Raw genomic sequence first — 13,907 nt, forward strand, 5'->3', positions numbered from 1 at the left:
TTGTTAGGCTGGTTGCTCAGTCGCGACCGCTTGTTGCTTAATCGTATCCATCAACTCATTGAGCGCTGGGTCATTGAGGAAGTTCTTAATCGTTACCACTGGCAAGCCTGTTGCTTTGATGGCTCGACTTTCCAAGCTTTCGTGCGTCACGACAATATCGGCTTCACTTGGGACTTTTTCGATGGCGAAGTTCTTCACTTCAATATCAATCCCGGCTTGAACTAACTTGCGTTTGAAGGTTGAAGCGCCCATCGCACTTGAGCCCATACCGGCATCACAAGCGAATGCGACAAATGCAATTGGTTTGTTTACCTCTTGTGTTGCAGCAGCAACTGGTTTGATTGTGCCTTCTGCTTTCATGTCTTTCATATCAGAGATAGACTGTTCAAACTCGTCTTCTTTGTCCTCTGCTTTGCTCATCTTCAGAATCGCACTCGCGACAAGGAAGGAAACAATCGTTGCAGTTGTGACACCTGCGATGGTCGCTAGGAAGCTGCCTTTCGGTGTTAGTGCTAGGTAAGAGAAGATTGAGCCTGGACTTGGACCTGCAACCAAACCTGCATCAAGTAGGTTAAAGGTTGCGATACCTGTCGCTGCACCCGCAATCATTGCCAAGATCATGATTGGTTTCATTAACACGTACGGGAAGTACAGCTCATGAATACCACCGAAGAAGTGGATGATGATGGCACTTGGTGCAGAACGTTTAGACAGACCTTGACCAAACTTCGCGTAAGCCAGCAGCATACCAAGACCCGGACCTGGGTTAGATGCCACCATAAAGAAGATAGATTTACCTGTTTCAGCGGCCGCCTGCAGACCTAGTGGGTAATAAATACCTTGGTCAATAGCGTTGTTTAGGAACAGCACTTTCGCCGGCTCGTTGATGATAGCGAGCAGAGGAAGGAATCCCGTTGCCACCAAGGCTTCGATGCCTGATTTCACAAACAAGTTTGCCGCTGTTACTGCAGGGCCAACAATCTCGTAGGCGAACAGACACAGAATCATCCCCACAATACCGAGTGAGAAGTTGTTCACCACCATCTCAAAACCAGAAGGAATACGGTGTTGGATTCGCTTATCCATTTGCACCACAACCCAAGCACTGAGTGGGCCCATGATCATCGCGCCAACAAACATTGGAATGTCCGCACCAACGATAACACCCATGGTACCGATGGCACCGGCTACCGCGCCGCGTTTATCACCAACAATTTGACCGCCGGTATAACCGATCAACAGTGGTAATAAGTAGGTAATCATTGGACCAACGAGTTCCCCAAACGCTTCGTTTGGCATCCAACCTGTTGGGATAAAGAGTGCAGTAATAAAGCCCCAAGCGATGAAGGCTCCGATATTTGGCAGTACCATGGCGGTCAAATGACCCCCGAAGGCTTGCACATTGGCTCGCATGTTTGCTTTCACGTTATGTTCCTTTTAGTATGCTTTTATTATGTCTAGCACTTGTTCCTTAGATGAAGCTTGTGCCAGTTTTGCAATGTTCTCTTCGTCCACAAACATCTCGCTCAGCGCTTGAATCACCTCAATGTGGGTATCAGAGTCTTTTGCAGCTAGGGTAATAAGAATGTTGGCAGGGCCAAGGTCCGAACCAAAATCAACTGGTGAAGGGAAAATATGAATGCCCAAGCCCGTTTTTAGGACACCGGTTTCTGGGCGAGCATGTGGCATCGCCAGTCCAGGGCACAACACATAGTAAGGACCATTTTCTTCGGTCGATTGGATGATGGCATCCGCGTATTGCTGAGAAACGTAACCTTTGTCTTCTAGGTATTGCGTTGTCTTTTTAACTGCGTCTTGCCATTGGTAAGCGCGGTCATTAATAACATCTACTAGTTCGTGGTCGATTAATTCATACAGCATTTTTAAACCCTATCAACAGTTCGGTATCGATGGGTTAATTATCAATAAGAGTCGTAGAACCGCGCAAGCACGCCTCTTTTGTGCAACAAATCACAATTAAATGGCTGTCAATTTGTTTTAATGAACGTAGCTCAAAAATAGACAAAGAAAGTTAGCAACAAATTTTCTTTCAGCAACATGTCAATAGGCATAATTTGAACCTCCGCACCTATCCAAACATTTCTAGAAATTCGCAATAATTTATCTCGATCACATTACGACTCTTGACTCGCTATTTATCGTGATTAAATTCAAACTTCATTTTCCACTAATTCGGCGCTAGTGAGTTTCAAACAGGGATAATCATCACACTTGTTTGCTAAAAGAAATCGAAACGTTGCTTAGTTTCAGCATAGAGCGAACAGAAGGTCGGAAGAGAAAAGACACAAAAAACCCGCCGAGTGGCGGGTTTAAAATGAAATGCGTAATATCGCGCTTACGACTTGTGACGTTTTGCCACCAGCGTAAACTTGTAATCAGTCGATTTGAAGTAGTTGCGGCTGTATTCAAACACCACATCTCCTTGCAAGAAACCACGCGTGCGCTTTTCGATGATCGGCTCGGCCGGGTCAATATCTAGCAACTCTGCAATGTCTTGCGGTGGCAATACCGGGATGATTTCTTGTTCACTGCGATCAATCACCATGCCCTTCTCTTTCTCAATAAAGTGATACTTAGAGCCTTGCATCACTTGGTAGGTAAGATCAGGGAACATGTCTGTCGGCAGCCAAGTTTCTTCTACCGTGATTGGGTTGTCATCAAGGTAACGAACGCGTTTCACGTAAAAGACTTTGTCATCTTCATTGATGTTCAGCGCATCTGCCATCGTGAGCGATGCTTTGGTGATCTCAAACGCGACCACATCACTGTGTGTCACTGCATTTAGGTGCGCCCACTTCTCTGCAAAACTGGTCTGCTGGTAAATGTCGTAGTTAACCTTGTTCTCTTTCACATAGGTACCACTACCCTGCACACTTTCCAGTTCACCATTTTCAATCAGCAGTTTTAACGCTTGGCGAACCGTGACTCGGCTACAAGAAAATTCTTCGCGTAACTGAGCTTCGGTAGGAAGAGCGGTTCCTACTTTGTATTCGCCATCGCTGATCTTCTCGCGAATCGCATCCGCAATCTGGCGATACATTGGCAGTCTTGCCATGTTTACCTCTATAAAAACAATACAAATGACCATTCAAGTGAACTTGTTTGAGACAACTCAAGAACCGAGCACACTGGAGTGAACTATCATTGCAAGAAAGACTTGGTTTATGGGCTCTATAATACGAATTCAGGTCAACATGACAAGCACTTGTTCGCATATCGGCATACAAAAATAAGCCAAAACAATACAACAATAATACATATTTTAATTCAACTGCGATCCTGATCACGGATCATTTGTATTTAAAAGGTATTATTCACATCATTGTTGAATGCACAACAATGTCGAATGTGACAATGGGACAAAAGTTATGAAATTAACCTCTCTTACAAACCCATCGCTGATAAACCTACAAACGACGTTCGAAAGTCGTGACGCAGCGATTCGTGCACTTGCCGACCAGCTAGACCAGCAAGGCAAACTGCATAACAAGGAAGAATACCTACAAGCAGTGTTTGCTCGCGAAGAGCAAGGCCCGACGGCGCTAGGCGAAGGCTTAGCAGTACCGCACGGTAAGACAGATGCAGTAAAAGAGGCGGCGTTTGCCGTAGCCACACTAAAACAAGACTTAAAGTGGCAAGGTCTGGATGAAGACGAAGACGTAAACCTGATCTTCCTAATCGCAATTCCAAATGCGGAAGCAGGTTCAACACACATGCACTTGTTGACCGAACTGACCACAACGCTAGTGGATGACGATGTTCGTGAAGCAGTGCTAAATGCTACAAATGTAGAACAAATTTTCGCTTTGCTTGATGGTCAGGCAGAGCAAGAAGAAAAACAAGACCAATTAGATACAAATGCACCAACCATCGTTTGTGTGACGGCTTGCCCTGCGGGTATTGCGCACACTTACATGGCAGCAGAATACCTAGAGAAGACAGGTAAGAAGCTGGGTTATAACGTGCATGTTGAAAAGCAAGGCGCAAACGGTATTGAAGATCGTTTGACTGCTGAACAGCTCAACAGTGCAACTGCGGTCGTTTTCGCGGCTGAAGTAGCAATCAAAGAGTTAGAGCGTTTTGACGGTATTCCTCGTGTAGAAGTGCCAGTTGCTGAGCCAATCAAACACTCTGAGCGCATTCTTAACGAAGCGGTTGAAGCAGGTAAAGCAGGTCGAAGCGCTGGTGCTGCAGTTGCAACCAACGACAAACCGAAGAAACTACCACTTAAAACTGAACTAAAACAAGCACTGCTATCAGGTATCTCTTACGCCGTTCCTCTTATCGTTGCTGGCGGTACCGTACTTGCTGTTGCCGTGTTATTGGCACAAATGTTCAACCTACAAGATTTGTATGCAGAAGAAGGCTCTTGGCTGTGGATGTACCGCAAGCTAGGTGGTGGTCTACTGGGTACATTGATGGTTCCTGTACTGGCGGCATACACCGCTTACTCATTGGCAGATAAACCAGCGCTTGGTCCAGGCTTTGCCGCAGGTATTGCAGCGAACCTTATCGGCTCTGGCTTCCTTGGCGGTGTTGTCGGTGGTTTGATTGCCGGTTACGTGATGCGTTGGGTAAAAGAAAACGTACGTCTAAACCCTGCATTCAACGGCTTCCTAACCTTCTACCTATACCCGGTTATCGGTACTTTGGTTGCAGGCTCATTGATGCTGTTCGTTATCGGTAAACCTGTTGCTTGGCTAAACCAAGGTTTGACGGACTGGCTAAACGGCATGTCTGGCACCAACGCCCTACTTCTGGGCGCAGTAATTGGTTTATTCGTATCGTTCGACCTTGGTGGTCCAGTCAACAAAGCTGCTTACGCATTCTGTCTGGGTGCAATGGCGAACGGCGTTTACGGCCCATACGCTATCTTCAGTTCGGTGAAAATGGTCTCAGCTTTCACGGTAACGGCGTCAACCATGCTTGCACCTCGCCTGTTCAAAGATTTTGAAATCGAGACGGGTAAATCAACTTGGTTGCTTGGTCTTGCGGGTATCACTGAAGGTGCGATTCCAATGGCTATCGAAGATCCAATCCGCGTTATTGGCTCATTCCTACTTGGCTCTGTCGTAACAGGCGCAATGGTGGGTGCTGCTGGCGTAGGTCTATCGACTCCAGGTGCAGGTATCTTCTCAATCTTCCTACTACACGATGCAGGTCTAGGCGCATTCACTGCTGCGGCAATCTGGTTTGGCGCTGCGCTTATTGGTGCAACTATCTCGACCATCACTCTCATCATGTGGCGAGCACACGCAGTAAAAAAGGGCAAATTTGTCACTGAGGCTGCCGCTCAACATTAATTCGAATCACTCATAGATTCGCTCAACACAAACTTTGGGCGTGGGATTTCTGCGCCCTAAATATTCGTCGGCAAGCATAAGTGCCGCAAAAACGAATAGAAAACAATCAAATTTAAAACAAATTAACGGCATTTATTGCCTAAGACGGTAAAAGTTATGACTACATCTCGCGTTCATATTACTCCTCACATGCACTGGGATCGTGAATGGTACTTCACTACAGAAGAGTCTCGCATTCTGCTAGTGAACAACATGGAAGAAATCATGACTCGTCTGGAAAACGATCCAGACTACAAATACTACGTTCTAGACGGTCAAACCGCAGTTCTGGAAGATTACTTCGCAATCAAGCCAGAAAACAAAGAGCGCGTACGTGAGTTAGTCCAAGCAGGCAAACTGATTGTTGGTCCTTGGTACTCTCAAACGGATACGATGCAAGTATCTGGCGAATCTATCGTACGTAACATGCTTTACGGATTGCGCGACTGTCTAGCGCTAGGTGAGCCAATGAAGATTGGTTACCTACCAGATTCATTCTCTATGAGCTCTCAGCTGCCAGCTATCTACAATGGTTTTGGCATCAATCGCGCGATGTTCTGGCGTGGTTGTTCAGAGCGTCACGGCACAGATAAAACCGAATTCTTGTGGCAATCAAATGATGGCAGTGAAGTCTCTGCGCAAGTACTGCCACTGGGCTACGCGATTGGTAAATACCTACCGCAAGACGAAGAAGGTCTGCGCGCACGTCTAGATAAATACTTCCCAGTGCTAGAAAAGCCGTCGGTAACCAAAGACATCTTACTACCAAACGGTCACGACCAAATGCCTATCCAAAAAGACATCTTCGAGGTGATGGATAAGCTACGTGAAATCTACCCAGACAAAGAATTCAAAATGAGCCGCTTTGAAGAAGTGTTCGAGCGTATTGAAGCCGAGCGCGATCAGCTTGATACCATTAAAGGCGAGTTCAACGACGGTAAATACATGCGTGTTCACCGTACTATTTCTTCAACGCGTATGGACATCAAACTGATCCACGCAGAAGTAGAAAACAAGATCGTAAACATCCTTGAGCCATTAGCGTCTATCGCATGGACACTAGGTTTTGAATACCACCACGGTCTAATCGAGAAGATGTGGAAAGAGAGCATGAAGAACCACGCTCACGACTCGATTGGCTGCTGCTGTTCAGACAAGGTACACGCAGAGATCTTGAACCGTTACATCCTTGCGGACGACATGGCGACCAACCTGATCAACTTCTACAAACGTAAGATTGTTGACCACATGCCTGCACGCGAAGGTTGCGACAAGCTAGCACTATTTAACCTATCGCCATACGCTCGTGAAGAAGTGGTAAACACCACCATCACTATCCGTGCAGAACAGTTCAACCTGTTTGATGAAAACGGCACGCCAGTTGAGTACTTCATCCAAGATCAACGCGTAATCGACCCAGGTAAGATTGACCGTCAAATCGTTCACTACGGTAACTACGACCCGTTCATCGAATACGACATTCAAATCAAGCACACTGTGCCAGCGATGGGTTTCACTACCCTACACATTCAAGCGAATGAGAAAGGCACGCAAAAAGTGGCTGAGCAAAAGGAGTTCCTGCTGGAGAACGAATTCTACCGCATCAACGTCAACGCAAACGGCACTCTGAACATCTTCGACAAAGAAACAGAGCACCTTTACGAACAAGCGCTGCGCATTGAAGACGGCTCTGACGATGGCGACGAATACGACTACTCACCTTCGCGTAAAGAGTGGCTACTGTACTCTGACGAATTCGATGCAGAAGTGAATGTGAAGCACGAAGGTTTCCAATCTGTGGCAACCATCAAGCTGCGCATGAACTTGCCAGAGAACCTACAACAACGTGAAGAGCGCACAGGTCAAAACGGTTACCTAGACGTGAACTGCCAAGTGGTTCTAAAACAAGGTACACGCCGTATTGAAGTTCGTATGGAGTTGGATAACCAAGCTGACGATCACCGCATTCGCGTATTAGTACCAACACCGTTTGTGTCTGAAACCGTGGTAGCGGATAATCAGTTCGGTTTGATCACTCGCCCAACGAACGATCCAGAAATGGCGAACTGGGAAGCAGACGGCTGGAAAGAAGCACCAGTGCCGGTTTACCAGCTAATGAACTTTGCTGCGGTTGAAAACGCACAAGGTGGTATGGCGCTAATGAGCAACGGTCTGCGTGAGTTTGAAGTGATTTCAAGCCAAGGCAATGAAGAGCGTGACACATTCGCTCTAACCCTTCTGCGTGGTATCGGCGTGTTGGGTAAAGAAGAGTTGTTGCTTCGTCCAGGTCGTCCATCTGGTATCAAGATCCCGACGCCAGATTCACAAGTACGCGGCAAGATCGTTTGTGAGTTCGCACTGTTTGGTTTCGCGGGCAACCACATCGAAGCAAACGTAATGGCAGCGGCGCGTGACAACGTGACTCCAATCCAGTGCTACAACAAAATCCCTTACAACGCGATGAAGCTGAACGTAGGCGAGCAAAACCTACCGCTAACGCACAGCTTGCTAAACAAATCGCTAGAAGGCGCAGTACTGAGCGTACTGAAGAAGGCGGAAGACGAAGATGCACTCATCCTGCGCGTCTACAACCCATCAGAGAGCGAAGTGATTAACGACACAGTGGCGTTTACTTCAGAAGTAACGTCATGGAAAGAAACTCAGCTAGACGAGAAAGTGCTATCAAACGAAGTAGACACAGCATCGTTCGGCACGCTGAAACCGTGTCAGGTTAAATCTTTCCAAGTGAAGTTCTAATCCGGTCCTCAGGATAAGGTCATCAACTAGATAACCCGTCCAAACCGACTCAGGCTTGCTCTCATCGTGGAGCAAGCCTCTCCTCTTCTTTCGTTCCAATCAAGAGAATATCGCCATGCAACACGCTCTATTCAAACTGGACAATGTGATTCAAAACTACGCTTGGGGCAGCCACACCTCGATTCATGATTTATTCGGCATCGACAATCCGGCGAACGAACCACAAGCAGAAATCTGGATGGGTGCTCATCCAAACGGCTGTTCAAAGCTTGCTGACACCAAGCAATTGCTGTCAGAAGTCATCAACCAAAACAAAACGCAATCGCTGGGTGATTACACCGCTGCACGTTTTGGTGAACTGCCATTCCTATTCAAAGTACTGGCCGCTGAAACACCGCTGTCTATCCAAGTACACCCTAGTAAGCACAAAGCGGAAATTGGCTTCGCTCGTGAAAACGAACAAGGTATCCCGCTCAATGCTGCAAACCGTAACTACAAAGATCCAAACCATAAACCGGAGCTGGTTTACGCGCTGACATTTTACAAAGCGATGAACGGCTTCCGCCCAATTGAACAGATCTTATCTCTGTTTGAGCAAGCGAACATCTCTACTCTAGAGACAGAAATCAACGCACTGAAAGCCACACCAAACAGTGAAGGTCTTAAAGTGTTCTTCTCAGCAATTATGTCGTTAGAAGGCGAACGCAAACAACAGGCTTTGAATGAGCTTTACGCAAGCCTAGAGCGCCCTGCGAAAACCGCTATGGCACGAGAAGCTTACGGCTATATTCAGGACTTCCGTCAGCATTACGCGGACGATATTGGTCTGTTTTCGCCATTGATGTTGAACACGATTGAACTCGCTCCGGGCGAAGCAATGTTCCTCCATGCAGAAACGCCGCACGCATATGTACAAGGGACAGGTTTGGAGATCATGGCGAACTCAGACAACGTGCTGCGCGCTGGCTTAACACCTAAGTACATCGACGTTCCTGAGCTTATCGACAACACCATCTTCAACGCGATTGACCCAGAGCAGATCAAGCTCGCGCCAGTACATAAGCAAGGCAAGCTTAGTTACCCAATTCCGGTGGATGATTTCGGTTTTGAAGTGATGGCAGTTGAAGGCACAGCAACGACTCAATTCGTGCGTAGCGCAGAGATTTTGTTTTGTATCGAAGGGGAAATCTCGGTTTCTAGCCAAGACGATCACATCACTTTGAAAGCGGGTGAATCGGTATTCGTCTGCAGCAACTCAGTAAAGTACGTTTGCCAGGGTCACGGCACCTTAGCTCGCGCCTTTAACTGATTGGCAAAATGAACTGACAGCTTATTGGATAGCGGCTTTCTGTTATCCAGTAAGCACGCTCCTAACCTAGGTTTGCGCTGATTTTGTCAGTGGTCAGCAATAACCACCTTGTCACGCTCCACTTCGATGACGCTTTTCGAAGGCGAGCAGGCATTTACCGTTGATATTCGTGGTCAACTCCATCATTTTGACCATCCCCACCAATGTCTAGCGAAGAGCATTGGTGGGATTTTTTGTTTACAGCGCTTTTAGCACTTCCATCGCAAGCGCTTCATCGTCTTGCTCTGCTAAACCACTGATGCCAATTGCACCGACAACTTTCCCCTCTTGTTCTACAGGTACACCGCCCATAAAGCCTGTGATCTTTGGGTCAGTCCAATAACTCAACTGCTTACCCGTCTCACGAGCCCAAGCGCCCAGATTGCCACTAGGCTGACGGTCTCTAGCCGAGGTGTAGGCTTTGTTTTGTGCCAACAAACCTGCTTGCACGCTCACATCATCCATTCGGGCAAAACCGAGCAATTCGCCATGCGTATCAACCACGGCAACCGCAATGTTTTGCTTACGAGCAGCAGCAATTTCCAATGCCGTTTGAATCAGAGTTTGAACTTGTACGTATTTCATTTTTCTCTCCTAAGGAATCTCATGGCCAAGGGTTTTCTCGAACAATCCATACCAATGACTGCGTGATAGCGTGACGTTCTCTACTTGAGCACAAGCGCGAATACGCTGGGGGTTTGCGGTACCAATAACAGGCTGTATTTGGTTTGGGTGACGCGTCAGGAAGGCTAAAACAATCGCCTCAGACGACACGCCATATTCAGCTGCTAGCGCCATCACCATCTCCGCCGTCTGTCTAATATTGTGATCATCAGAATGTAAGCCACGCTCTGAGAATCTGCCCTGCGCCATACTGCCCCACGCTTGCAGTTGGATATTGTGCTTACGGGCATGTTCCAGTGTTCCTGCAACGTAATCAGATGCAGACGAAGGAAGCCCCATGCCTTGCTTGATGAAGTCAGACTTAGCCAGGCTCATTTCCAACTGGTTCGCCACAATAACTTCGCCCGTTGCTTGTTGGAGAAGATCAATTTGAGCACTGTTCATGTTAGAGACACCAAAGTGGTTAACTTTGCCAGCTTGTTTCAGGGCTTGTAGCGCTGTGCCTAGTTCTTCAAATTCAACCAAAGGATCAGGACGATGCAGCATCAAAACATCAAGATTCTCCACGCCAAGGCGCTCAAGAATGCCCTCAACAGAAGCCGTCACCCATTTAGCAGAGAAGTCATACTGCTTAACACCTTGCTCATCTCCTAGACGGATGCCGCACTTGGATTGCAGATAAATTCGTTCTCGTAACGTTGAGTCATTGGCTAAGATGCGCCCAAATACTTCTTCTGCCTTACCGAATTTGTAGATATCCGCATGATCAAAGAGATTAATGCCTACCTCTAATGCTGCCTCTACAGCGGCATAAGCTTGGTTTTCATCTTGGGCGGTTAATGGGTTGCGATTCCACTCCCCTCCAAGCCCCATGCAGCCGAAGACCAAGCGACTAACGTTAGGTAAGGTTTTGGCGAGCGGTAGTGTTGGATTGTTCATCGTTGTTCTCACTTTTCCGATTTCTGCATTTTCAATTTCTGAAATTAACTCGAACCATCTTACCGTTCGTAAAAATTAGTTTAATACCGTAAAATCGAATTCATTATCCTCGTTAGCGAACAATCGAGATGACAGATTACAAAAGAATTGAAAAACTGATGCTGTTTGCCGAAGTGGCTCAAACACTCAACTTTTCTAGGGCAGCGGAGCAACTTGGCATTTCTAAAAGTTACCTGTCAGAACAAATCAAGCGATTAGAATCGGAACTCGCTACGCCTTTGATTGTTCGAACTACACGCAGCGTGAGATTGACGGCAGAAGGTGAATCGATCTTTGCGCAAGCGGAAGATCTCAAACGACGCGTAATGGAAATGGAAAAGAGTTTAAGTCAGCAATCTGAGCAAATAGACGGCCTGATTCGGCTTACCGCTCCCAAGATGTTTGCTGAAGCGGTACTGCATGATTTGTGTGTGGCGTTTCGCGCTCTACATCCAAACGTAGAGTTCGAGATCCTTTCCAGCTATCAAGCGTTTAATCTGACGGAAACCAGCGTCGACTTTGCGTTTCGAGCGACAAGAACCCCGCCCGAGAATATGATCGCGCATCACCTTTTGGACTACTACCACTGGCTGGTTACTTCTCCTGAGTATCTGCGAGAAAAAGGCACGCCGGAGACGTTAGCGGATTTAAAACAGCATCAATGCTTAACCACATTGCATCAAAAAGAATGGCCTTTAAGAACGGGAACGGTTCAAACCCAAGGTTGGCTTTCTAGCAATGAAAACCGCTTACTCAAAGAATCAGCTCTGTCTGGCAATGGCATCGCTCGATTAGCAAGTTACTTTGTCGAGCAAGATGTTGAACACGGCCGTCTAGTGCAGGTTCTGTCGGAAGAAACTGACCACCAGCACAACGCGGTTTACTTGGTGTATCCGCAACTTATCTATCAATCGGCGAAAACCAAAGCCTTCATTGAATTCGTGAAGCAGTACTTTGCTCAATAACTGAGGTAGTTAATCCGCTGACCACACCGAGCGGATATCTGGCCAACCCCAGTTGGTTAAAGCAACGTCTTCCAATACACCTTGGAAGCGCAAAGTTTGTGTATGGTGGAACATAGGTGCAATCCAATACTCGCTGACGAGTGTGGAAGCAATAGGTTCAAGCGCTTTGAGATAGCCTTCTAGCGAAGTATACGCGCGCACTTTCTCTAATTGCTCATCCAACCAAGTCGCATTCTCTTCACCCAAGGTGTGGTGCAACACGGTATTGCTAAAGAAGTTGGTAAACGCCGATGCATGGCGGTTGTCATCCAAGTTAATGTTCGTCACCACCAAGGTTTCATCTAGCGTGCCGTTTTTGGCTTTTTCGCTTAGCTCTCGGTAGGAATACATGACAATGCCGACTTTGCTTCCTGTCCCTTCAAGTAGGTTAGCAATTGCACGCGCACATCGTCTCAATGCCGTGTAGTTGTATCCTGCGATGGTGATATGTTTAGGCAGTTTGCTTTCTTCACCAAACGGTCTTAGTACGGGCTTCCACGTTGGCAGCATGTTGTAAGCAGGTACGCTGCCAAACACGATCTTTTCTTTGCGCATCACATCGGCAAGCCGTTCCGGTTGAATCAGCTCGGCGATATAACGGCGCTGCGCTTGAGACAGAGGATACTTGGCATGTTGATTAAACAAGGCAAACAAGCAGCCGTCCTCGGTGCGACTGTGCTGACTCGCCGGGGCCGCCTCGGCATCTTGTGTCGACATGTAATGCCCGCACATGCTGTCGGCAAGCTCATCGTCTGCTTTTTCTACCTGCTTAGGTGGAGTGTTTGCAGCTAGAGATGGGTTCTCCATTTTCTCATCATTGACGATCCAGATTGTTACCATGTCGGTCAGTACTCGACAGGCGTAATAGCCATCAAAAGCTTGCAGTTTTAATCGATGAGCACTGTGTTCAATCACAGAGAAAGGACCACTGCCAACGACCAAATTGTTATTGGCAACGTTTACTTGGCTAACAGGTTGAATACCGTACTTCACGCCAGAAATAAGCCCAGCAAAACCCAAATCTGGCTTGCTGAGGGTAAACACAACCTTGAGTGGGTTTGGCGCGGTAATGTTATCGACATGAGCTAGCTCTTTCTCATACAACTCAAGAGAACTGAGTTTGGCAAACAGGCTAACAACGGTATCGGCATCAATCGGTGCGCCATTGTGAAAAGTTAAGCCTGGCCGCAGATAAAAGGTCCATTCATAACTTTTCTCGTCATACCGCCAATGATGAGCAAGCTCTGGCTTCACCACACCGTTGTAGTCACTCGATACCAAACAACAGTAGATTTGACGCAAGAAGAAGCGCTCACTGCTGCGATGCAGTTGATGAGGAACAATACGCTCAAACATACGTTTGTAGGTGAGCTGAATGTTGAGTCGACCTTCTTGAACAGAAGCCCCTGAAGTCGTTTTGAGCAAACGTCCAAACGCAGCTTCATCTTCATCGAGAATCGCCAACGCTTTTTCGTATTTACCCAGCTTGATCCGCTCCAGTGCGAGGCTTTCTTTTAAGGCACTCAACTCGATGTTCAGTAATAACGTTGAACGCTGATTACGTCCCGCTTTTGGCAGCCAACTCAACCACGCTTGCTCCTGCATTTGCGACAGTAAGCTGCGTGCATGGCGAGGAGAAGTGAACAGCAAGTCAGCGACTTCCTGCAATGTGGTTTTGGCTTCACTTCCCACGCCAAATGGTGTGAGTCGTTGGTAGTAGCGGAACAAGTTGAGATCAGACACCGCGCGCCCTCAAAAAGTGGATATAGGTTTATTTTACTCAACTTATTCGAGAGAAAATAAGAAAACTTCCAAACACTTTGTTCCCCTTTT

10 protein-coding genes are annotated in these 13,907 nt (G+C 47.1%); 4 read left to right on the forward strand and 6 right to left on the reverse strand.

Annotated elements, in window-relative coordinates:
- Positions 1 to 3 precede the first annotated feature (3 nt).
- The 3 genes from VCHENC03_RS12150 to VCHENC03_RS12140 all read right to left on the reverse strand — a co-directional run bounded on the left by VCHENC03_RS12150 (position 4) and on the right by VCHENC03_RS12140 (position 3,076).
- The gene (locus VCHENC03_RS12150; protein ID WP_009706187.1) at positions 4 to 1,425 is read right to left on the reverse strand and encodes a PTS mannitol transporter subunit IICB; all 1,422 of its coding nucleotides are present in this window, start codon (positions 1,423 to 1,425) and stop codon (positions 4 to 6) included.
- A 12-nt stretch (positions 1,426 to 1,437) separates the two neighbouring features.
- Positions 1,438 to 1,881, reverse strand: coding sequence for a PTS sugar transporter subunit IIA (locus VCHENC03_RS12145; protein ID WP_005425097.1), 444 nt, complete (start codon positions 1,879 to 1,881; stop codon positions 1,438 to 1,440).
- Between the two features lie 475 nt (positions 1,882 to 2,356).
- Positions 2,357 to 3,076: a GntR family transcriptional regulator gene (locus VCHENC03_RS12140; protein ID WP_020194774.1), complete on the reverse strand. Its 720-nt coding sequence runs from the start codon at positions 3,074 to 3,076 to the stop codon at positions 2,357 to 2,359.
- Positions 3,077 to 3,389: 313 nt separating this feature from the next.
- Here VCHENC03_RS12140 and mngA point away from each other — a divergent pair, with 313 nt between their 5' ends.
- The 3 genes from mngA (at position 3,390) to manA (ending at position 9,429) form a co-directional block, all read left to right on the forward strand.
- On the forward strand, positions 3,390 to 5,324 hold the full coding sequence (mngA, locus tag VCHENC03_RS12135; protein WP_009706189.1) for a PTS 2-O-a-mannosyl-D-glycerate transporter subunit IIABC: 1,935 nt from the start codon (positions 3,390 to 3,392) through the stop codon (positions 5,322 to 5,324).
- Positions 5,325 to 5,480: 156 nt separating this feature from the next.
- Positions 5,481 to 8,120: a mannosylglycerate hydrolase gene (mngB, locus tag VCHENC03_RS12130; protein ID WP_032802773.1), complete on the forward strand. Its 2,640-nt coding sequence runs from the start codon at positions 5,481 to 5,483 to the stop codon at positions 8,118 to 8,120.
- A 115-nt stretch (positions 8,121 to 8,235) separates the two neighbouring features.
- Complete coding sequence (gene manA / locus VCHENC03_RS12125) at positions 8,236 to 9,429, forward strand: mannose-6-phosphate isomerase, class I (protein WP_009706191.1); 1,194 nt, start codon at positions 8,236 to 8,238, stop codon at positions 9,427 to 9,429.
- Between the two features lie 237 nt (positions 9,430 to 9,666).
- Here manA and VCHENC03_RS12120 read toward each other — a convergent pair whose 3' ends face one another.
- Positions 9,667 to 10,053 carry a GlcG/HbpS family heme-binding protein gene (locus tag VCHENC03_RS12120; protein ID WP_009706192.1) on the reverse strand — a complete coding sequence of 129 codons (387 nt, stop codon included), beginning with the start codon at positions 10,051 to 10,053 and terminating at the stop codon, positions 9,667 to 9,669.
- Between the two features lie 9 nt (positions 10,054 to 10,062).
- The gene (locus tag VCHENC03_RS12115; protein WP_009706193.1) at positions 10,063 to 11,031 is read right to left on the reverse strand and encodes an aldo/keto reductase; all 969 of its coding nucleotides are present in this window, start codon (positions 11,029 to 11,031) and stop codon (positions 10,063 to 10,065) included.
- A 128-nt stretch (positions 11,032 to 11,159) separates the two neighbouring features.
- Here VCHENC03_RS12115 and VCHENC03_RS12110 point away from each other — a divergent pair, with 128 nt between their 5' ends.
- Positions 11,160 to 12,035 (forward strand): LysR family transcriptional regulator, encoded by an 876-nt coding sequence (locus tag VCHENC03_RS12110; RefSeq protein ID WP_009706194.1) that lies wholly within the window; start codon positions 11,160 to 11,162, stop codon positions 12,033 to 12,035.
- Positions 12,036 to 12,044: 9 nt separating this feature from the next.
- Here the strand turns inward: VCHENC03_RS12110 and VCHENC03_RS12105 are convergent, their stop codons facing one another.
- Complete coding sequence (locus VCHENC03_RS12105) at positions 12,045 to 13,817, reverse strand: SgrR family transcriptional regulator (RefSeq protein ID WP_009706195.1); 1,773 nt, start codon at positions 13,815 to 13,817, stop codon at positions 12,045 to 12,047.
- Between the last annotated feature and the right edge of the window lie 90 nt (positions 13,818 to 13,907).

The organism is Vibrio sp. HENC-03, assembly GCF_000305755.2.
Classification (GTDB): domain Bacteria; phylum Pseudomonadota; class Gammaproteobacteria; order Enterobacterales; family Vibrionaceae; genus Vibrio; species Vibrio owensii.

What these genes read in the sequence shown, in the direction of transcription:
- VCHENC03_RS12145 (WP_005425097.1), bottom strand. Translation starts at nt 1,881, where the DNA reads ATGCTGTATGAATTAATCGACCACGAACTAGTAGATGTTATTAATGAC.
- VCHENC03_RS12140 (WP_020194774.1), bottom strand. Translation starts at nt 3,076, where the DNA reads ATGGCAAGACTGCCAATGTATCGCCAGATTGCGGATGCGATTCGCGAG.
- mngA (WP_009706189.1), top strand. Translation starts at nt 3,390, where the DNA reads ATGAAATTAACCTCTCTTACAAACCCATCGCTGATAAACCTACAAACG.
- mngB (WP_032802773.1), top strand. Translation starts at nt 5,481, where the DNA reads ATGACTACATCTCGCGTTCATATTACTCCTCACATGCACTGGGATCGT.
- manA (WP_009706191.1), top strand. Translation starts at nt 8,236, where the DNA reads ATGCAACACGCTCTATTCAAACTGGACAATGTGATTCAAAACTACGCT.
- VCHENC03_RS12120 (WP_009706192.1), bottom strand. Translation starts at nt 10,053, where the DNA reads ATGAAATACGTACAAGTTCAAACTCTGATTCAAACGGCATTGGAAATT.
- VCHENC03_RS12115 (WP_009706193.1), bottom strand. Translation starts at nt 11,031, where the DNA reads ATGAACAATCCAACACTACCGCTCGCCAAAACCTTACCTAACGTTAGT.
- VCHENC03_RS12110 (WP_009706194.1), top strand. Translation starts at nt 11,160, where the DNA reads ATGACAGATTACAAAAGAATTGAAAAACTGATGCTGTTTGCCGAAGTG.